General features: G+C 66.2%; 19 protein-coding genes. 10 read left to right on the plus strand and 9 right to left on the minus strand.

Translation table 11 applies throughout. The features are described from left to right. Positions 1-3 precede the first annotated feature (3 nt). A complete protein-coding gene (locus tag ACIQCN_RS09720; protein ID WP_400606660.1) occupies positions 4-1,611 on the minus strand; it encodes a stealth family protein in 1,608 nt (535 codons plus the stop codon). 52 nt (positions 1,612-1,663) lie between these two features. Then, a complete protein-coding gene (locus ACIQCN_RS09725) occupies positions 1,664-2,590 on the minus strand; it encodes a hypothetical protein (protein ID WP_400606662.1) in 927 nt (308 codons plus the stop codon). 146 nt (positions 2,591-2,736) lie between these two features. Here ACIQCN_RS09725 and ACIQCN_RS09730 point away from each other — a divergent pair, with 146 nt between their 5' ends. Then, positions 2,737-3,036 carry a type II toxin-antitoxin system VapB family antitoxin gene (locus ACIQCN_RS09730; protein ID WP_377216618.1) on the plus strand — a complete coding sequence of 100 codons (300 nt, stop codon included), beginning with the start codon at positions 2,737-2,739 and terminating at the stop codon, positions 3,034-3,036. Further along, positions 3,029-3,697, plus strand: a complete 669-nt coding sequence (locus ACIQCN_RS09735) for a LytR C-terminal domain-containing protein (RefSeq protein ID WP_400610649.1) — start codon at positions 3,029-3,031, stop codon at positions 3,695-3,697. Before ACIQCN_RS09730 ends, ACIQCN_RS09735 begins: the two co-directional genes overlap by 8 nt. 5 nt (positions 3,698-3,702) lie before the next feature. On the opposite strand, the gene ACIQCN_RS09740 is transcribed toward ACIQCN_RS09735, so the two are convergent. Beyond that, positions 3,703-4,353 carry a TetR/AcrR family transcriptional regulator gene (locus ACIQCN_RS09740; RefSeq protein ID WP_400606666.1) on the minus strand — a complete coding sequence of 217 codons (651 nt, stop codon included), beginning with the start codon at positions 4,351-4,353 and terminating at the stop codon, positions 3,703-3,705. 110 nt (positions 4,354-4,463) lie between these two features. Continuing rightward, positions 4,464-5,156, minus strand: a complete 693-nt coding sequence (locus tag ACIQCN_RS09745) for a DsbA family oxidoreductase (RefSeq protein ID WP_400606668.1) — start codon at positions 5,154-5,156, stop codon at positions 4,464-4,466. A 210-nt stretch (positions 5,157-5,366) separates the two neighbouring features. On the opposite strand from ACIQCN_RS09745, the gene ACIQCN_RS09750 reads away from it, so the two are divergent. Both ACIQCN_RS09750 and ACIQCN_RS09755 read left to right on the plus strand, forming a co-directional pair. Then, on the plus strand, positions 5,367-6,428 hold the full coding sequence (locus ACIQCN_RS09750; protein ID WP_400610651.1) for a glycosyltransferase family 4 protein: 1,062 nt from the start codon (positions 5,367-5,369) through the stop codon (positions 6,426-6,428). Between the two features lie 55 nt (positions 6,429-6,483). Further along, on the plus strand, positions 6,484-8,658 hold the full coding sequence (locus ACIQCN_RS09755; RefSeq protein WP_400606672.1) for a glycogen debranching N-terminal domain-containing protein: 2,175 nt from the start codon (positions 6,484-6,486) through the stop codon (positions 8,656-8,658). 4 nt (positions 8,659-8,662) lie between these two features. Here ACIQCN_RS09755 and ACIQCN_RS09760 read toward each other — a convergent pair whose 3' ends face one another. The 5 genes from ACIQCN_RS09760 to ACIQCN_RS09780 are packed head-to-tail and all read right to left on the minus strand — an operon-like array spanning position 8,663 to position 13,303. Beyond that, a complete protein-coding gene (locus ACIQCN_RS09760) occupies positions 8,663-9,196 on the minus strand; it encodes a GNAT family N-acetyltransferase (RefSeq protein ID WP_400606675.1) in 534 nt (177 codons plus the stop codon). 30 nt (positions 9,197-9,226) lie between these two features. After that, positions 9,227-10,222: a sugar phosphate isomerase/epimerase family protein gene (locus ACIQCN_RS09765; protein ID WP_400610653.1), complete on the minus strand. Its 996-nt coding sequence runs from the start codon at positions 10,220-10,222 to the stop codon at positions 9,227-9,229. Between the two features lies 1 nt (position 10,223). Then, positions 10,224-11,414 (minus strand): Gfo/Idh/MocA family protein, encoded by a 1,191-nt coding sequence (locus ACIQCN_RS09770; protein ID WP_400610655.1) that lies wholly within the window; start codon positions 11,412-11,414, stop codon positions 10,224-10,226. 15 nt (positions 11,415-11,429) lie between these two features. Continuing rightward, positions 11,430-12,560 (minus strand): Gfo/Idh/MocA family protein, encoded by a 1,131-nt coding sequence (locus tag ACIQCN_RS09775; RefSeq protein WP_400610657.1) that lies wholly within the window; start codon positions 12,558-12,560, stop codon positions 11,430-11,432. Next, a complete protein-coding gene (locus tag ACIQCN_RS09780; protein WP_400610659.1) occupies positions 12,557-13,303 on the minus strand; it encodes a sugar phosphate isomerase/epimerase family protein in 747 nt (248 codons plus the stop codon). The genes ACIQCN_RS09775 and ACIQCN_RS09780 overlap by 4 nt, the downstream gene beginning before the upstream one ends. A gap of 156 nt (positions 13,304-13,459) precedes the next feature. Between ACIQCN_RS09780 and ACIQCN_RS09785 the strand changes: the two genes are divergently transcribed. The 6 genes from ACIQCN_RS09785 to ACIQCN_RS09810 all read left to right on the plus strand — a co-directional run bounded on the left by ACIQCN_RS09785 (position 13,460) and on the right by ACIQCN_RS09810 (position 20,007). Continuing rightward, the gene (locus ACIQCN_RS09785; RefSeq protein ID WP_400606687.1) at positions 13,460-14,680 is read left to right on the plus strand and encodes an ROK family transcriptional regulator; all 1,221 of its coding nucleotides are present in this window, start codon (positions 13,460-13,462) and stop codon (positions 14,678-14,680) included. Positions 14,681-14,975: 295 nt separating this feature from the next. Beyond that, positions 14,976-16,265 carry an ABC transporter substrate-binding protein gene (locus ACIQCN_RS09790; protein WP_400606689.1) on the plus strand — a complete coding sequence of 430 codons (1,290 nt, stop codon included), beginning with the start codon at positions 14,976-14,978 and terminating at the stop codon, positions 16,263-16,265. A gap of 2 nt (positions 16,266-16,267) precedes the next feature. Then, complete coding sequence (locus ACIQCN_RS09795; protein ID WP_400610661.1) at positions 16,268-17,200, plus strand: carbohydrate ABC transporter permease; 933 nt, start codon at positions 16,268-16,270, stop codon at positions 17,198-17,200. Then, positions 17,200-18,099 carry a carbohydrate ABC transporter permease gene (locus ACIQCN_RS09800; protein WP_400610663.1) on the plus strand — a complete coding sequence of 300 codons (900 nt, stop codon included), beginning with the start codon at positions 17,200-17,202 and terminating at the stop codon, positions 18,097-18,099. The genes ACIQCN_RS09795 and ACIQCN_RS09800 overlap by 1 nt, the downstream gene beginning before the upstream one ends. A 68-nt stretch (positions 18,100-18,167) precedes the next feature. After that, entirely contained in the window at positions 18,168-19,262 is a 1,095-nt protein-coding gene (locus tag ACIQCN_RS09805; protein ID WP_400610665.1) for a Gfo/Idh/MocA family protein, read from the plus strand. A 1-nt stretch (position 19,263) separates the two neighbouring features. Next, positions 19,264-20,007, plus strand: coding sequence for a ThuA domain-containing protein (locus ACIQCN_RS09810; RefSeq protein WP_400610667.1), 744 nt, complete (start codon positions 19,264-19,266; stop codon positions 20,005-20,007). Positions 20,008-20,037 lie beyond the last annotated feature (30 nt).

Here is a 20,037-nt window from a genome sequence, read left to right on the forward strand (position 1 = left end):
GGGCTACTTTTCCCAGGGCGCCTTGATGGGGTAGTACTTCTCGAGGAAGTCGGTCACGAGCGCGGCGCGTTCGTTGGCGTCCACCTCGGGAAAGCTTCCGTCATTGAGGCAAAACATGTCCATGTTCCGCTTGGCCAGCAGCTTGGCCAGGTATTTCAGCCCGGACCGCATGGTGGTGTCCACGTAGCGGACTTTCGCGGCCGTCTGTGTGACGGCCCGGCCGGTCAACAGCGCGTAGTAGTGGTAGAAGGAATTGGTCACGGAGATGTTGTCCGCGGCCCGGAACCGGCTGGCCGCGGTCTTGCGGAACTCGTCGGGGAACTCCAGCTCCATGGTCTCCACCACGCTGCGCCTCAGCGGGGCGGCGGTGTGTTCCAGGTGCCGGGTGGTGATCCGGCCGAACCGGTTCCACAGCAGCTTGCGGTTCACCCGTGCCGCGTTCTCGAAGCCGCTGCGTTCGGCCGCGTTCTCGCCGAGCCCGATCCTGGTTTCGGCCTCGATGAACTTGGTGATTCCGCCCGGGGTGAAGAACAGGTCCGGGCTGACGGGACGGCCGAAGAACATGTCGTCGTTCGAGTAGAGGAAGTGTTCGGACAGGCCCTCGATGTGGTGCAGCTGGCACTCGACCGCCTGGGAGTTGTGCGTGGGCAGCACGGAGGGGTCGGCAAAGAACTCCTCGCTGCGCACGATCGTGACCGCCGGGTGGTCAGCCAGCCACTCCGGGGCCGGCGAATCCGTCGCAATGAAGATGCGCCGGATCCAGGGCGCGAACATGTAGACGGACCGGAGCGCGTACTTGAGCTCGTTGATCTGCCGGAACCGGGCTTCATGGTCGTCGCCTTCGCCCAGGACCACGTCCTTCTGCTGGGCGCGGCGGGCCGCGATGTACTCCGGCGAGCTGCCATCCACCCAGGAGAACACCAGGTCGATGTCGAAGCTGATGTCGCTGGCGTGGTCCGCGAACATGTTCTCGATGGTGGGCCACGTGTGTCCGTACCGGTCCACGGTGCCGCGGACAGCGTCCTGCCGCAGCAGGGTGCGGCGGGTCAGGGAGTTCTCGATCGGCAGGATGATCTCGTCGCCCTTGAAGGACCACAGCTCGATCTGGACACCTGCCGACGCGCCGAATTCGAAACCGCCCACCGGCTCGACACGCGGGCGGTAGATCCGGAAGATGCGCGCCTGGCGGTTGGATGACAGTTCGCCGTCGGCCACCAGGATGGAGGTTTTCTTCTTGGCGTCCACGGTCATGGAGTAGACAGGCTCGTCCCGGCACGCTTCCACCATCGCGGCCCGCAGTTTCTTCCGGTCCTTCCAGTCCAGGGCAATGACGGGCCTGTCATTGTTGCCGCGGACCAGCAGGTATGCCAGCCCGGCGTTGTCCAGGACGTTGCGCAGGAACAGCAGGTCCTCCACCATCGCCTGGTAGGGCGTGCGGTTGTGGTTGATCAGGGCATAGCGTCCCTTGTGCCGGATGACGTCAGGGCGGTGTTTGAGGCGCTGCTCGGCCGCAGCCGACGTGATCTCGGCAGGAAATTGTTCCTCCACGGACGCCTGGGCGCCGTAGTAGACCTCGTCCTGGACCGGTGCTTCTGTAATGGTGGTCTCCATGCTGTGAAAAGTAAGTATTCCTTCTTGGATGATAGCCCTGTCCGGGAAGGGCTCAGACGCCCAGCGCCTCACGCCAGCTGCGCAGGAAGGCCGCGCCGGCGCCGTCGTGGATCACCGTCTCCGGCAGTCCCAGGTCCGCGGCGGTGAGGACGGGGTAGGGCTTGTCCGGAACCCCGTCGGCGGGCCGGACGTCCACGTGCTTGACCTGGTGGTCGTTGTGGTGGAGCCAGTCCGCCATGGCGTAGTCCGTGCGTGAATCGCCCACCGTGCGCCACGCCTGCGGGGTGATGTGCTGCGCGGCGAGCAGCTCCACTGCCCGGCTGGCGCCGAGATCCTTGCCCAGCCGCACCGATTCGATGTCCGTGGAAATGATGGTGGGATCCACACGGTAGTCCACCTCGTCGTCGGAATTGGGCGCATGGTGGTCCAGCCGCACCACCCCGAGCCCGTGGCGGGCCATCAGTTCCATCGCCTCGGCGTCGAACAATGCCTGCTCGGCCAGGTAGTCGGCGTTGGGGACCTCGATGTGCTGCTCCACGGAGACCATGGCCCGCTTGGTCTCGTCAAAGAACATGTGCGCCGCGTAGTCCTCGGCCACCAGCCGCCGAACGTCATCGCCGTAGGCGGCGGGGACGGCCAGGTCGTGGTCAACGTGGACAGGGCCGGGACCGGCGGAGGTGAAGCTGAACCACACCGCGCCCTTCTCGCACACGGCGTGGACGACGGTGCCCGAGGGAATTCCCGCTTCGATCATGGGCTCCATGACCTGCTGGCGGATGAACGCATCGGACCGGCCGGTGTTAAAGACCACGGGGATGCCGGCGGCGGCCAGCGCCACCAGGTCACGGATGATCCCGTCAGTAACCTCCCGGGTGACGGGGCTGGCGATGGGGCCATCCACGTCCAGCAGCAACGCCAGCGGCGGGGCGGACGGCACGGCGGTGCCGGGCGCGGGAACAGCAGGAAAATCAGAGGTCATGCACCCATTCTGTCAGCCGCCGCCCGTGCCGGACGGCTCCGACGACGAACATCACCGCGTGTGACATGGTTACCGTTTGGCTACAACCTGGCGCCAGGCCGGGGACGCTACTTTCCCCGGGCCTGCCGCTTGCCTAGGGTGGCAGAGTGATCTTTAAAGCTGTGGGCGAGGGACGCCCGTACCCCGACCATGGTTACAACACGCCCAAGGACTGGGCGGCCCTCCCGCCGCGACCGGTGCGCCTCGATGAACTGGTCACCACCAAGCGCACGCTGGACCTCGAAGCGCTCCTGGCCGAGGATTCAACGTTCTTCGGCGACCTCTTTCCGCATGTTGTGCAGTACCAGGGAACGCTCTACCTGGAGGACGGCCTGCACCGCGCTGTCCGCACCGCGCTGCACCAGCGCACCGCGATCCACGCCCGGGTCCTGGTGCTGGATGGCTAGGAAGATCCAGGATCCCAGCATCCTCCATGGCCACCATGTGGTCACCGGCTCCGAACTGCGCGCCACGTTCGAGGCAGCCCGTGCGGACCAGACCGCCCGGGTCCGGCGCCAGGCCCTGCATGGAATTGTCCTGGTCCTGCTGCTGGGGATCATCGCGGCCGGCGTCATCACCGCGCTCGCCGTGCTGGACGAACGGCTCAAGATCCCGGCGTTGGGTCCTGCGGAAGAGACTGTTTCCACCTGCCCGGACGCCACGTTCAACTACGTGTCCCCGGACAAGGTCAATGTGAACGTGTTCAACTCCACCAGCCGGCCGGGCCTGGCCCGGACCGTTGGCAAGGAGCTGCTGGCCCGCAAGTTCGTGGTGGGAGCGGCGGCCAACACCGACGCCAATTACCGGGGAACGGCGGCGGTGGTTTCCGGCGCTGCCGGACAGTCCGCGGCGTTTACCGTGCAGCGGCACCTGCCCGGCTCGGACTATTTCCAGGACAGCCGGACGGACGGGAGCGTGGATGTGATCCTGGCGCAGCAGTACAGTGCGCTCACGCCCCCGGACCTGGTGGACCAGACGCCGGGCGCGCTGAGCTGTCCGCGCGACAGCCGGAGGATCGCCGACGATGACAAATGGCCGGTGGTCCCGTCCGCGGCACCCACACCCTGACGGACCTACCCGGCCAGGGCGGAAGGCGGGCCGAGCCGCACGGGCCTGCCGGCGCCGTCGAACCTTGCCCCGGCGCCCTGCTGGATGAACCGCACCGTGCGCGCCACGCGCGCTTCCAGTTCGGCAGGCTCATCGCTGCCGCGGGCGGCGCTGGAGGACAGCGTCCCGAGGATCAGCTGCGCCTGCTGCCCCACGTCCGCCACGGGCAGGTAGCCCTGCTCCATGCCGTCCCGCAGGATGCCCTGCAGCAGGACGCTCAGCTCACCCACGTGGTCCGCGAGTTTGGCAAAGGACGACGGCGAGAGTACAGCCCCCATGGCAGGTCCCGGCGGGAGGTGGCGGCGGCTGAGGTCCACCACCTGGGCGCGCACGTACAGGGCGAGCCGCTCCACCGGGTTCTCGAGCCGGGCGAGGGAATCGCGGAGCTCGGCCAGGAACTTTTCGGTCTCGTCCAGGGCGTAGGCGATGAGCAGCTCTTCGATGTCCGCGTAGTAGTTGTATACGGCGGTGCGGCCGATCCCGGCGTGGCGGGCGACGTCCGTCATGGTCAGGCCCGGAAGGCCGTGCGAAAAGAGGAGCTCGCCAAAGGCCGTGAGGATGCGGCGCTGGGTATCTGCGCGTTGCTCCGCGTTGCTCGCCGCTGAAATCCTTGGCATACGGACACTTTACCCCGATGTGTCACCAAAAGTTTTGTCCGCTTGGAAGGGCCAAAAACGCGCCTCAAAGCCTCTAAGTGCACAGGAACTCATGCACGTTGGGGAGGGCGTTAAGGGGTGCAGGCCTCCGGGCCGCAGGCGTCCCCGGCGCCTATCATCGCCAGCGGACGGGCCTCGTTCCAGGCCTGGTTCAAGGCTGCCGTGAAAGTTTCCTTGGGTTGCGCGCCGGAGAGTCCGAACTTCCGGTCCAGCACAAAGAACGGGACGCCGCTGATGCCCAGGGCGCGGGCCTCGTCGAAGTCCGCCCGGACCTCGTCGGCGTACTTGTCGGTGCTGAACAGCTCTTCGACTTCCGCGGGATCCAGGCCCAGGCCGGTGCCCAATTCGGTGAGGTAGTCGCGGCTGCCGATGTCCCTGCCGTGTTCAAAGTGGTCGCTGAGCAGGCGTTCCTTGGCGGCGTCCTGCAGGCCATGGACAGCGGCAAGGTGCAGCAGCCGGTGCGCGGTGAAGCTGTTGGCCACTACCACCTTGTCGAACCGGTAGTGGAGGCCGACTCCTGCGGCCTGCTCCGCCACGTGTTCGAACATCTGCGTGACCTGCTGCGGAGCCAGGCCCTTCCGGGTGCTCAGGTACTGCAGTTCGCTGCCGTCGTAATGCTCCGGGAGGGTCGGATCGAGCTGGAAACTACGCCACGTGACCTCCACGGAATCGCGGTGGGGGAACTCTGCCAAGGCTGCTTCGAACCGGCGCTTGCCGATGTAGCACCACGGGCACGCAACGTCTGACCAGATCTCGATCTCCATGGTTAGGGTAACTGTTCCGCGCCGGCGGCCATTCCGGCGTCGTTCTGTTAGTTCCACCACAGGCAGGACGGTCGGCAGGAGAGCCTGGGAACGCGGGTCTTGCGGCGCGCAGGATCGTGGGCAATAGTCGGATGTAGGTCAAGCAGTGGCCCCACGGCACAGATGCCCGGCAGCTGGGGGCCGGCCAGTCATGATCCTGGGAGGCCTGGGATGCGGATTGGATTGGTTGCAGGACCATGGATTCCTGTCCCACCGCGTACGTACGGTGGCATTGAACGAGTAGTGGACAGCCTGGCGCGCGGGTTCTCCGCCGCAGGCCACGAGGTGGTGCTGGCGGCCCCGTCGGACAGCACCTGTCCGGTCCGGCCAGCCCCCGGGATGCGCCCTGCCTCGGGAGAGGACCTGGGCTATACGATTTCGGAGCTCAGCCACGTGGTCCGGGCCTATCAGGGGCTGCGCGGCGTGGACATTATCCATGACCACACCCTGGCCGGGCCGCTGTATCTGAACCGGCCGCGGCAGGTTCCCGTGGCCACCACCATCCATGGCCCGCTGCACCCGCAGGCAGTGGACATCTACCGGGCCATGGCAAGGGATTCAGCGATCATCGCGATCTCCCGGGACCAGGCCTCGCACGCTCCGGATGTCCCGGTGTCCCGGGTGATCCACCACGGCATGGACGTGCAGGCGGTGCCGGTGGGGTCCGGCCGCGGGGGTTACCTGTGCTTCGTGGGCCGGTCCTGTCCGGACAAGGGGCTGCCGGAAGCCATCATGCTGGCCCGGCGCGCCGGCATGCCGCTGAGGATCGCCGTCAAGATGCGCCAGCCGGATGAGCTGCGCTACTTTCGCGAGGTGATCGAGCCCATGCTGGGTCCCAATGAGGACTTCGTCGGCGAGGTTGACGACGGCGGGAAGTTCGCGCTGATGGGCGAAGCCCTGGCCTTCCTCAACCCGATCCAGTGGTCCGAACCCTTCGGGCTGGTGATGATCGAGGCGCTGGCCACGGGCACCCCGGTGATCGGCACAAGCATCGGGTCAGCGCCGGAAATCGTGGAGCACGGGCGGACCGGTTTCCTGGGTGAGACGGAGAACCTGGCGGAGTTCGTGCCGGCGGCGGCAGGGCTCAGCCGGGAACTGTGCCGCAGGACAGCCGAACAGCGCTTCAGCGAGGAGCGCATGGTCAGCGAGCACCTGGAGCTTTTCAGCGAACTTCTTGAGGGGAAGGGCCCGGGAGGGGTTCCGGATGCTGTTGGCGTGCACCAGAATCTTTAAGGGTGCACGCGCTGGTCCGCCTGTACTTACCCGACTCTGAGGAGGAATACCGTTCATGACCGCATGGAACGCAGATACCGAGGCCGCCGCATCCGAGACCGGTTCCGTCACGGTGGTGGAGGGCTCCTCGTTCTGCATCTCGTCCGGAAGCGGAGACATCAATTCCGACGGCGGCACGAACGGAGCGTTTTTCCAGGACACCAGGATTATTTCCCGCTGGGTCCTGCGAATCAACGGCTCGCTGCGCGAACCGCTGGTGGCCCAGCGGCCCCATCCGTTCGGGGCCACGTTCGTGGGCCGCGCCAAATGGCCGGACGGCCGGTTTGACAGCCCGCTGGTGGTGCGCCAGGTGCGGCATATCGGCCCCGGCCTCCAGGACGACATCACCCTTGAGAACTACTCGGGTGAGCCGGTGGACTGCGAGATCGAGCTGCTGGTGGATGCGGACCAGGCAGACCTCTTCGACGTCAAGGGCGGCCGCACATCCGGCGGCGCCCGGGCATCCCGCACGGTGCAGGACGGCCAGTTGGTCATCGAAACCAGCCACAACGGACAGCGCCGCGGCACCGCCGTGCGGGCCAGGGGAGCAGACGTCACCATGGACGGGCTGCGCTTCCGTGCCACGGTCCCGGCGCGCGGCAAGTGGGCCACCAGCGTCATCGTGGTGCCGCTCATCAACGGTGAGGCGCCGGCGGAGGCGTTCACTGAAGCCGGGCAGCCGCACCACCGCCAGGGAGTGCGGCGGCACCGGGACTGGGAGCAAAACGTCCCCCGCGTCACGGTTGCGGACAGCAACCTGCAGGCCGTCCTGAACCGGAGCCAAAGCGATCTCGGCTCGCTGCGGATCTTCGATCCCCACCACCCGGAGCGCGCGGCGGTGGCAGCAGGCGCCCCGTGGTTCATGGCGCTGTTCGGCCGCGACTCGCTGCTGGCGTCCTACATGTCCCTGATGGTTGATCCCAAACTTGCCGCCGGGACCCTGCAGACCCTGGCCGGCCTCCAGGGCACCAAGGTGGACAACGACTCGGAGGAAGAGCCGGGCCGCATTCCGCATGAGGTCCGACTGGGCATCACCGCGGGCCTGTCGCTGGGCGGCACAGCCTACTACGGCACTGCCGACGCTACCCCGCTCTTCGTCGGCCTCCTGGGTGAACTGAGCCGGTGGGGCCTCTCGGCCGACATCATCGAGTCTCTGCTGCCGCATGCCGACCGGGCGCTCGAGTGGATCGACAACTACGGTGACCGTGACGGCGACGGATTCGTGGAGTACCTGCGCCCCAACGACCATGGCCTGATCAACCAGGGCTGGAAGGACTCCTGGGACGGCATCAACTTTGCAGACGGCACCATGGCCGAGGCGCCTATCGCCCTCTGCGAGGTGCAGGCCTATGTGTACTCGGCCTACGTGGGCCGCGCGCAGCTGGCCCGCTGGAGCGGCGACCACGACCTGGAAAAGCACTGGACGGGGCGTGCCAATGAGCTTAAGAAGGCCTTCAACGAGAAGTTCTGGCTGCCGGAGAAGGGCTACTTCGCCGAAGCACTGGATAAGGACAAGCGACCGGTCGATGCCCTGACCTCCAACATCGGGCACTGCCTCTGGGTGGGCATCGTGGACGAGGACAAGGCGGCGCAGGTGGTGGAACACCTGATGTCCCCGCAGATGTTCACTGGCTGGGGAATCCGGACGCTCGCCTCGGACATGGGGGCCTACAACCCGGTGAGCTACCACAACGGCTCCGTATGGCCCCACGACAGCGCGTTGGTGGCCACCGGGATGATGCGCTACGGCTTCGTGGAGGAAGCCCGCCGCGTGGCGCAGGCGATCTTCGACGCCGCCGAGCATTTCGATGGCCGCCTGCCCGAGCTGTTCTGCGGCTTTGACCGCGGCGAATACCCGGGCCCCGTGCCCTACCCTACGGCGTGCTCGCCGCAGGCCTGGGCTGCGGCCGCCCCTGTGCAGCTTGCCCGCATCCTCCTCCGTTTCGACCCCGACTTCACCCGGGGCGTGGTGCACCTGGCCCCCATCCTTAACCGGGAGATCGGGGAGTTCCGGGCAGCAAACGTGCTGCTGGACACCAGCCGGGTGACCATTAGCGCCCGGGGCAACGAAGGCAGCATCGAGGGACTTCCACCAGGTCTCCGGTTCAGCAAGGATCCGCGCCCTCCGTTGGAGGCGCTCCTGGGCGAAGCCGGCACAGGCCACAGCACCGGCATCAACGCTCGCCGGTAACGGGTCAGGGCAGGGGCCGCTCCATCACAAAATCATGTTCGACGGCGGTCCCCAGCCTGAACGTCTTGGTTCCCACCTTCCGGAAACCGGACTTTTCATAGAACCGGATGGCGCGGGCGTTCTGGCTGTTGACTCCCAGCCAGGCGCCCGCCGCGCCTGCAGCCGACGCGGCGTGCAGGCTTGCACGCATGAGTTCCGCGGCGGCGCCCAGGCCATGGTGTTCCGGGTGGACGTAACACTTGCTCAGTTCCACCGACGGCAGCAGCGTTAGGGCTGCCGCCACGTCGGGATCGGCCGCCGGGCGGTTGACCAGCAGGCTGTACCCGTGCAGCGTCCCCTCGTCGTCCAGTACCAGGATGGTGATGTCAGGGTCGGCGAGATAGCTCTCGAAGTGCGTTTCGCCCAGTGTCCCGGCAAGGTGCGCCGCAATGTCTTCAGGCGACGACGACGGAGGGCAGGCCAGCGGAAAGGTGACGGCTGCCAGCGCTGCCAGAGCGCCGGCGTCGTCCGCTGTTGCCCTGCGGATGGTGTGGCTCATGCAGGGATTCTACGTGCGGGTCCGGACGGGTTACTGCTTGAATGCTGCGTCGAAGCTGGTTTGGGAGGCGGGGAAGTCGAACTTCTTCAGCGCTGCGAGGGCTTCGGGGGCGCCGTGCAGGCGGTCCATCCCGGCATCTTCCCATTCGACTGAGATGGGACCGTCATAGCCGATTGCGGCGAGCGCCCGGAAGGAGGCTTCCCATGGCACGTCACCGCGGCCGGCGGAGACGAAGTCCCAGCCGCGGCGGGGGTCGCCCCAAGGCAGGTGCGAGCCCATGACGGTGTTGCGGCCGGTCTGGCGGATCTTGGTGTCCTTGCAGTCCACGTGGTAGATCCGGTCCTTGAAGTCCCAGATGAAGGAGACGGGATCGATGCCCTGCCACATCATGTGGGACGGGTCCCAGTTCAGCCCGAACGCTTCCCGGTGGCCAATCGCCTCGAGGGTGCGGACGGTGGTCCAGTAGTCGTAGGCGATTTCCGAGGGGTGGACTTCATGCGCGAACCGGACTCCGCATTCGTCGAAGACGTCCAGGATGGGGTTCCAGCGGTCCGCGAAGTCCTGGTAGCCGGCGTCAATGACCTTTTCCGGGACGGGCGGGAACATGGCCACGTACTGCCAGATGGAGGACCCGGTGAAGCCGACGACGGTATCCACTCCGAGTGCCCTGGCGAGCCTTGCGGTGTGCTTCATTTCCTCGGCGGCGCGGGTGCGGACGCCTTCCGGGTCGCCGTCGCCCCAGACCTTCGTCCCGACGATCGCTTCGTGGCGGAAGTCGATGGGGTCATCGCAGACGGCCTGGCCCTTGAGATGGTTGGAGATGGCCCAGACCTTCAGGTTGTACTTCTCCAGGACGGCGAGCTTGGACTCGACATAGCCGGGTTCGTCCCAGCGCCAGGCGTCCAGATGGTCGCCGGAGACGGCGATTTCCAGGCCGTCATAGCCCCAGCCTGAGGCGAGCTTGGCTACTTCCTCGAAGGGAAGGTCGGCCCACTGGCCGGTGAACAGGGTGAACGGGCGGGGCATGTCAGGCTCCTTCGGTTTCGGCGGCGGCAGGCGCCAGTTGGATGAGGGCGCTTTTCGCGGCGGCGGATTCCGCGACGGCGTTCAGGATTCGCTGGACCTCCAGTCCTTCCTCGAACGACGGCGAGGGCCGGGTTCCGTCGCGGATGGCCAGCAGGAAGTCCCGGACCTGGTGCGTGAACGTGTGTTCCCAGCCGATGATATGTCCCTGCGGCCACCACGCGGCAAGGTAAGGGTGGTCGGGTTCGTTGACCAGGATCCGCCGGAAGCCCTGCTCCCTGACGGGCTCGGTGGCGTCCAGGAAGCCGAGCTCATTGAGGTTTTCCAGATCGAACAGGATGGTGCCCTTGTCCCCGTAGATTTCCACGGTGAGGGAGTTCTTCCGGCCGGTTGCCACCCGGGACACCTCAACGGAGGCGATCCCCCCGGAGCCGAGGGAAAGCGTGGCCCAAGCGGCGTCGTCGACCGTTACCTCCTCCAGGCCGGCGGCGCCGGGGCGCCGGTCCACGAAGGTGTGCAGCCGCCCAGTGACCTCGGTGACCTGCTCGCCGAGCAGGAACAGGACCTGGTCGATGGCATGCGAGGCGATGTCACCCAGCGCGCCCGACCCGGCGGTTTCCGCCCGGAGCCGCCAGGTCATGGGTGCCTGTGCGTCGGCGAGCCAGTCCTGGAGATAGGCGGCACGGACGTGCCGGACCGTGCCGACCCGCCCCTCGGCGATCAATTCCCTGGCCAGGGCCAGGGCGGGGACGCGGCGGTAGTTGAAGCCGATCATGGACTGGACGCCCCGTCCCCGGGCCTTCGCCGCAGCCGCGGTCATGGCCTCGGCCTCGGCCAGGCTGTTGGCCAGCGGCTTTTCCACCAGCACGTGCTTGCCTGCTTCCAAGGCGGCGATGGCGATTTCGGCGTGCATCCAGCCGGGCGCACAGATGTCGACGACGTCGATATCGTCCCGCGCAATCACCCCACGCCAGTCGGTGGCTGACTCAGCCCAGCCGTATTTTGCCGCCGCGTCGGCCACGGCTGCGGCGTCCCGGCCCACGAGGACCTTCTGTTCGAAGGCCGGGACGTCGAAGAAAGCGGCAACGTTGCGCCAGGCGTTGGAGTGGGCCTTGCCCATGAACGCATAGCCGATGGCGGCCACGCCCAGTGTTTTGGGGCCCGGCCGGCGGGAGGGATCTTCGAGGGTGCTCATGGTTGTTCCTGCTTTTCAGAGGGTGGCGGTTTCCGGCGCCCAGTCCTCGGGGAGGGCCGGGGATGCCGGAGCGGAGCTGTCGACGTCCACGAAGGTGCCGGATTCCATGGATTCGGTGATCGAGACCATGCTGTCCAGCACGTGGTAGGCGAGGTCGCCGGTGGCGCGGTGCCGGACTCCGGCGCGGAGGGAGCGGGCCATGTCCAGCACGCCCATGCCCCGGCCGTGCGCCGGTCCGGTGGCGGGAATGGCGGTCCACTCCTCGTCACCGGCATGCCAAAGCCTGATGTCGCCGTCGAAATAGTTAGGGTCCGGCAGGGACAAGGTGGCCTCGGTGCCGGTGATTTCCACGAAGCCCATGCGGACACGGGGGGATTCGAAGGAGAAGACGCTGTGGGATGAGGCGCCGGACTCGAACTGGGCCATGGCGGAGACGTGGGTGGGCACCTCCACGGTGAATTCCTCTCCTGCCTTGGGCCCGGAGCCGATGACGCGGACATCCTTGGCCTTGGATCCGAGGGCGGCAACCTTGCGGACGGAGCCGAACGCCTGGACCAGCGTGGTGAGGTAGTACGGGCCCATGTCGAACAGCGGGCCGGCGCCCTGCTGGAAGAGGAAGGCCGGGTTGGGGTGCCAGGATTCCGGGCCCGGGGTCTGGAACGTGGTCATGGCGGTCAGCGGGGTGCCGATGTCGCCGCGCTGGATCAGCCGCAGCGCGGTCTGCAGGCCGGCCCCGAGGAACGTGTCCGGCGCGGTGCCCAGCCTTATCCCGGCGGCGTGCGCGGCCTTGAGCAGGCCCAGGCCGGACTCGCGGTCCAGGGAGAAGGGCTTCTCGGTCCAGACGTGCTTGCCCGCGTTGACGGCGGCGGTGGCCACCTCGACGTGCGCCGCGGGGATGGTGAGGTTGACGATGATTTCGACCTCGGGGTGGTTCAGCGCCTTCTCCGGCCCGCCCCACTCGGGGATCCCGTATTCGGCGGCGCGGACTTCTGCTGCCTCCTCGAACAGGTCCGCGATGACGTGGACTTTCAGGTCGGGGAAAACCGTGAGGTTGTCCAGGTACTGCCTGCTGATGTTGCCGGCGCCAATAATGCCGACGCCGACCGGACCCTTGCGGGCCGGTTCGGCAGTGGCGGGGGTGTTCATGCCTTGATTCCCTCGCCGGAGGCCAGCAGGAACGAGAGGCTCTCGGTGATGCCGTCGAAGATGTCGCCGGCGTAGTCGTCGAACTCCACGACGCCCACCTCCACGGACTTCGCAGCGGCGATGACCTCCAGTACGGGCAGTTTGCCCTGACCCGCCGGCAACTGTGCCTTAGTCTCGGCAGTGAGCGGGCCGTCTTTTAGGTGGAGGTATTTCACCCGTTCGCCCAGCCTGGCGAGCAGCTCCACCGGGTCACGGCCTCCGACGGCGGCCCAATAGGTGTCCACCTCCAGGACCGGCTCCGGATCCAGCAGCTCCGCGAAGTACTCCAGGGCAGGGCGGCCGTCGATGGTGGACTCCAGTTCCCATGCGTGGTTGTGGTAACCCACGCGGAGGCCGTACGCGGCCGCCTTCCTGGCCGCCGCGTTGAGCTTGGCTGCCGTGGCCTGGATGTCAGCGGCGTCCTGCCAGTCTTCTGCGGGAACGTGAGGATCTATGACCGTGCCGATGCCAAGCTCGCCCGCAGCGGCAAAAATTTCATCCTGGTTCCCGGTCAGCAACGGCGCGTGTCCGGAGGGGGCGGTGAGTCCGTTTTCCTTCAAGGCTGCGCCGAGTTCCTTCGCCGTGGCCACGAAGTTGTAGGGCTCCACCCGGGTGAAACCGATCTCTGCAACCCGGCGGATGGTGCCGGCGAGGTCCTGTTCCAGCGGCCGCCGAAGAGTGTAAAGCTGAAGCGAGTAGTCCATGGCTTGCGCGTCCTTGCTGCTCGGAGCTGCGTGTGCGTGTGTGCCGCAGCGCACTTCGCGGGATTTTCTTCAACGTACGGCGACTTTTGACGCAAGTCAATCAAAAGTCGTAGATTTCTCGCGACTAAGGCCCCGCGATGTGCTATTCCTTAACGCATGGCGATCGTTCCCAGGCACCAGCAGTTCCCGCCCCAGGAAGCCGGACTGCTTTCACGCACCGGCGACCTCTTTCAGTTGCTGCGGGACGGCAAAGCCCGGACACGGTCCGAACTCGCCGAAGTCACCGGCCTTGCCCGGACCACCGTCGCCGCCCGTATTGATGCCCTCCTGGCCATGGGGCTGGTGGGCCCTGCCGGCGAGGCTGCCTCCTCAGGCGGGAGGCCGCCGTCGAAATTTGCCTTCAACGCCGGCATCAAGGTGGTCCTGGCGGCAGATGTGGGCGCCACCCATGCGTCCGTGGCGGCCACCGACCTCAACGCGACCATTCTTGCCCGCCACTCCGAAGCCATCGACATCGCCGAGGGCCCGGAACCAGTCCTGAACCGGGTAATCGAGATCGGCCAGAAGCTCCTCGAAGACGTGGGGCGCGGCCTCGGCGACCTCGCCGGGGTGGGAATCGGGCTGCCCGGCCCGGTGGAGCACAGCTCCGGCCGTCCGGTGAAGCCCCCCATCATGCCGGGGTGGGACGGTTTCGATGTGGCCGGATTCGTAGGGGAGCGGCTTGCGACCGACGTCCTGGTCGATAACGACGTGAATATCATGGCGGTCGGCGAGCGCTACGCCCACTGGCAGGACTTCCAAAACGTGCTGCTGGTCAAGGTGGCCACGGGTATCGGCGCCGGCATCATCAGCAACGGTGAAATCCAGCGCGGTGCGGACGGCACCTCCGGCGATCTGGGCCACGTGCGGGTGCCCGATGGTGAGGACGTGCAGTGCCGTTGCGGCAACACCGGTTGCCTTGAGGCGCTGGCGTCCGGCCCCGCCCTCGCGGCCAAGCTCCGTGCCGAAGGGATCGAGGCCGCCACCAGCACGGATGTGGTGGAGCTGGCAGCGAAAGGGAATGTTCAGGCGATCCATGCCCTGCGCCAGGCGGGGCGGGACCTGGGGGAGGTCCTGGCATTCTGCGTCAACCTGCTCAACCCGTCCGTCATCGTGGTGGGCGGAAGCCTGTCCCGCGCAGGTGACCAACTGCTGGCGGGCGTCCGCGAGGCGGTCTACCGCAGGTCGCTGCCGCTGGCCACGTCAAGGCTGCGCATCGAGCAGGCGAAAGCACCGGGAGACGCCGCAATCCTGGGCGCGAGCCGTATGGTTATCGATCACGTACTCTCTCCCGAAGTGCTGGAAGCCGCTATCCGCAACGCCTCCCAGCCCGGCTAGCAGCCTCTCTCGATGCCCCGGAAGGCCTTCCAGCCGGGGACGCTTTCGCGTGCCACGGGGCCGTTTTGGCGTAAACGCAGGACCCGAAAATTCACTCCGGATTTTGTTGACATAGATCACACTCCGTGGAAATCTGCTTACAGCGTTGGACTTACATACTTTTGAGTTAGTTCAGTCGAAAGTGTCGGGCCATCGCCAACTCTTCCCGCAAAACCGGCGACCGAACGCACCGAATGTTCGGACGCGGCCGGCGGCGCGGACCATGCCACCCGAAAGGAAATCCGTGAAGGCACCCATGCCAGCCAGACGCCGTCGTCTCGCCCAGAGTGTTGCAGCAACCGTAGTGGCGGGCGTCATGCTCGCCGGCTGTGGAAACCAGCCGGCATCCGACTCAGCGGCGGCCCCGGCTGCCGCCGTTGCCGATCCCAAGAGCGCGGAGGGCGCAAAGGGAAACGTCAATCTGTGCGGCGGCAAAGATGCCAGCGGCATCCACAAGAACACCACCGCCGCTTTCAACAAGGCAAACCCTGGAATGACGGCGAAGTACACCGAGATCGGTTCCACCACGGACGAAGCCCGCACCCAGGCAGTCCAGCGCCTGGAAGGCAAGTCCACTGAGTGCGACATCTTCATGACGGATGTCATCTGGACCGCGGAGTTCGCCTCGCAGGGCTGGCTGCTTGACCAGACGGAACTGATGGACGGGATCAAGGACCGGCTCATCCCGTCCACCACGGAGTCGGCGAAGTACGAGGGCAAGTACTGGGCCACGCCGTTCTATACGAACGCCGGCCTTATCTACTACCAGAAGGACAAGGTGGCCAAGCCGGAAACCTGGCAGCAGCTTTACCAGGAGGCGGCCAAGGCTCCCGGCAACGGACTGGTCTACCAGGGCAAGCAGTACGAAGGCCTGACCGTGAACTTCCTGGAACTGCTCTACAGCGCCGGCGGAGAAGTGCTGGATGATGCCGGTGAAGTCGTGGTGGATAACGAGACCACCCGGAAGGTCCTGGAATTCATGGCCGGCGGCATCAAGAACGGATCTGCCGACCGCGCCGTGCTGACCTACAGCGAGGACCCCACCCGCCTGGCCTACGAGTCCGGTGACTTCGGGTACCAGCGCAACTGGCCGCATGTCTACCGCCTGCTGAACGCCACTAAGATGGCGGGCACGTTCGGGGTGGCTCCGCTGCCGTCCTTCGACGGTTCCAGCAAGGCAAGCGGCGTGCTGGGCGGCTGGAACTTCTCCATCTCCGCCCACTCCACCAACCCTGGAGCGGCCGTCGCGTACATCAACTTTGCCACCTCCCCGGACTGGCAGAAGCATGTGGCCATGGACAACTCCCAGGCGCCGGTAAACGAGGCCGCCTACTCGGACCCTGATGTGCTGGCAAAGATGCCGTTCGCGGCGGAACTGCTCGGCTCGGTGAAGGGAGCCAAGCCGCGGCCGGTTTCCCCCGTGTACCCGCAGATCTCCCAGGCCATCAACAAGAACGTCTACGCAGTCCTCTCCGGCGAAGCCACCGCCGACGAGGCCACCAAGCGGATGGCCGAAGAGATCAAGACCGCCAAGGCGACCTTCTGACCATGGCGCCCCAAGTCCTGACCCCGGGTCGTGGCCGCACCAGCGGCCACGACCGGGCAGAACGCCGCCTGGCCATCAGGATGACGGCACCGTCGCTCATCCTGATGGCCCTGGTGGCCGCTGTCCCTATCGGCTACGCCATCTGGCTGTCGCTGAACCAATACAGCGTCCGCCAGGCCGGCCTCTCCCGCTTCGTGGGCCTCGACAACTACATCGCGGCCCTGAGCAGCCGGGAGTGGTGGGCCGCGTTCGGGCAAACCTTCCTGTTCTCCGGGCTGTCCGTCTCCCTGGAACTCATCCTGGGAACTGCCATGGCGCTCCTCCTGAACCTGGCTTTCCGCGGGCGGGCGCTGCTGCGCACTGTCGTGCTGCTGCCCTATGCGATCGTCACCGTAGTCAGCGCCATCACCTGGGAGACCATGTTCGAACCCAACCTCGGCCTGGTCACTACGGTGCTGTCCGGTCTGGGGTTGCCCGGCGGCGACATCGTCTGGCTTGGTGAACCCGGGTACGCCATGGCCGTGGTGGTCCTGGCCGACGTCTGGAAGACAACGCCTTTCGCGGCGCTCATCATCCTGGCAGGCCTGCAGGTCATCCCCGATGAAACCTATGAGGCCGCGGAACTGGATGGGGCCAGCAAGTGGCAGACGTTCCGGGATGTCACGCTCCCGCTGCTCAAACCCGCCATCGCGTTGGCTGCAATCTTCCGGACCATGGATTCCCTGCGCGTCTTTGACCTTCCCTTCGTCCTGACCCGAGGTGCCAACGGTACGGAGTCGATGTCCATGCTGGCGTATAACGAGCTGCGCGAAAACCGGATGGTGGGTGAGGGCTCGGCCCTGTCCATCCTGACGTTCCTGACGGTCATGGCGGTTTCCATGGTCTACATCCGTTTCGCGGGCAGCAATATCCGCGCCGTCGCCAAGGAGAACTGATGACCACTCTGCTCGCGGAACGTCCGGCCGGCCCTGCTCCCGCCAAGTCCAGGGCGCCGCGCCGCCGGCTGCGCGGGGAAGCGAAACTGCACCCGCTGACCTGGCTGTTCGTCGTGGCCGTCATGGGCTTTTCGCTCGTGCCGTTCTATTGGCTGGTGAACACCTCCCTGAAGAAGGGCGCCAGCCTGGGCCAGGGCGAAATCTTTCCCGGTGAGCCCACGCTGGAAAATTATCTGAGCGTGCTCCAGAATGCCGAATTCCTGCTGGCGCTCCGGAACTCGGTGATTATCGCCGTCGTCACCACCACCCTGGCCCTGGTGTTCGCGTCATTCGCCGCATATGCCCTGGCGCGGCTCAGGATGCGTCGGAAGGCGCTGATCCTCACGCTGGTCCTGTCCGTGACCACATTTCCCGCCATCGCCATCGCGGCGCCGATGTTCGCCATTTGGCGGGACATCGGCCTGTACGACACGCTCCTTGGCCTCATCATTCCCAAGATGACGTTTGCCCTGCCGCTGGCGATTTACACGCTGACCTCCTTTTTCAAGGAGATCCCGCGCGAACTGGAGGAATCGGCGTACATGGACGGAGCCTCGCCGTTCCAGGCCTTCCATAAGGTCATCCTCCCGCTGGCCGTACCGGGGCTGGCCACTACCGCAATCCTGGTGTTCATTTCAGTCTGGAACGAGTTCCTCCTGGCCGTCACGCTCACCACGTCCCCCGAGGCTAGGCCCGTTCCCGTGGCCATTGCCTTCTTCAGCGGGGCCAGCGAGTTCGACCAGCCGCTCGGCACTATCAGCGCTGCGTCCGTCCTCATCACATTGCCCCTTGTCATCCTGGTCCTGGTCTGCCAGAAAAGGATCGTGTCCGGCATGACCGCCGGAGCCGTCAAGGGCTGACCTCCGCAGTGCGCCTCCACAACGCCTGTTATCAAACGTCCGCCAAACAAAAAGAGAAGGATCTACCCGTGAGCAACCAGCAGACGGAAACCCTGAAAGTGGGGGTTGTCGGCATCGGATGGGCCGGCCAGCAGCACATCAAGGCCTACAAGGACATTGAAGGCGTGGAACTCGTGGCCATCGCCGGCATGGAGCCGGAACTCCTTGCCGGTCTGAAGGACAAGCACGCCGTCCCGAACGCGTTCGCCCGCTGGGAGGACCTTCTTGAACTGGAGGGGCTGGACGCCGTCAGCGTGGCCGTTCCGACGTTCCTGCACGCCCCGATCGCCATTGCGGCGCTGGAGAAGGGCCTGCACGTCCTGAGCGAAAAGCCCCTGGCGCGCAACGGCGTCGAAGGCCAGGCAATGGTGGACGCCGCGCGCAAGGCGGGCAGGGTGCTGGACGTCGCCTTTAACCACCGGCGGCGAGGCGACATCCAGAAGCTGAAGGGCATCATAGACGACGGCGAACTGGGCCGGCCCTACTACGCCAAGGCTTCGTGGCTGCGCCGGTCCGGGATTCCGATGCTGGGCAGCTGGTTCACCAACCCGGAACTGGCCGGCGGCGGCCCGCTCGCGGACATCGGCGTGCACGTGCTGGACTACTCGCTGCACCTGCTGGGCGAACCGAAGGTCCTGTCCGTATCGGCCGCCACGCACTCGGAGCTGGGGCCGCGCGGACTCGGCGGCAACGCCCGTTACACCGCCATGAAATCCAGCCACAAGTTCGAGGTGGAGGACTTCGCCACGGCGTTCATCCGGCTCGAGGGCGGCGGCACGCTCATCCTCGAAGCGGGCTGGGCGGCCTACCGCGAAGAGGCTGACCTGCTGGACTTTACGGTCTACGGGACGGATGGCGGAGCGGAGCTGCGCGCCGTCGGCGCGTCCCTGACTCCGGTTGCCGACCTGCGGATCTTCAAGGAGAAAGACGGCGAAAATGCCGACTACGCGGTGGTGGCGGAGCCGGGCCGCGCGCATGACGCCGTGGTGGAGGACTTCATCGAAGCTGTCCGCGGCGGGGAACAGGTGTGGGGCCAGCACGACGGGTCCGTGGCCCTGAGCCGCGCCCTGGTCCTGGACGCCTGCTACCGGTCCGCACTGGAACACCGGGAAGTGGCACTCTGACATGACTGAAAACCTGAGCATCCTGGTCTGGAACGAAGGCGTCCACGAGGCGAACAACGAGCCCGCCACGATGAAGGAGATGTACCCGGAAGGCATTCACGGCGCCATTGCCGAGGGGCTCCGCGTGCACCTGCCGGAGGCGTACATCAGCACCGCCACGCTGGCGGATCCGGAGCACGGCCTCACCGAGGAAGCGCTTGAGGCCACGGACGTCCTCCTTTGGTGGGGCCACAAAGCCCACGCCGAGGTCAGCGACGAAGTGGTGGACCGGGTGCAGCGGCACGTCCTGGGCGGTATGGGCCTGCTGGTGCTGCACTCGGGCCACTTCGCCCGGATCTTCACCCGGCTGCTCGGCACCACCTGCTCGCTCAAGTGGCGCAACGAGGGCGAACGCGAGCTGGTGTGGACCGTCAAGCCGTCCCACCCCATTGCGCAGGGAGTGCCGAGCCCGCTGGTCATTCCCCAGCAGGAGATGTACGGCGAGCTTTTCGACATTCCGGACCCGGACGACCTCATTTTCATCAGCTCGTTCGAAGGCGGGGAGGTGTTTCGCTCCGGCGTCACGTTCACCCGCGGCAAGGGCAGGATCTTCTACTTCAGCCCGGGGGACCAGGACTATCCGGTCTACCACCAGGCGGAGATCCGGCAGGTGCTGGCCAACGCCGTCCGTTGGGCCGCCCAGCCGGAAATCTCCCGAGGGCAGCCGGCCGTGAGCAACCATGCACGCGGGTGGTATATGCAGTAATCCTGAACCGCCCCAACGAGTTTTTGGTCA

The organism is Pseudarthrobacter sp. NPDC092424 (assembly GCF_044754925.1).
In the GTDB taxonomy this organism is placed as follows: domain Bacteria; phylum Actinomycetota; class Actinomycetes; order Actinomycetales; family Micrococcaceae; genus Arthrobacter.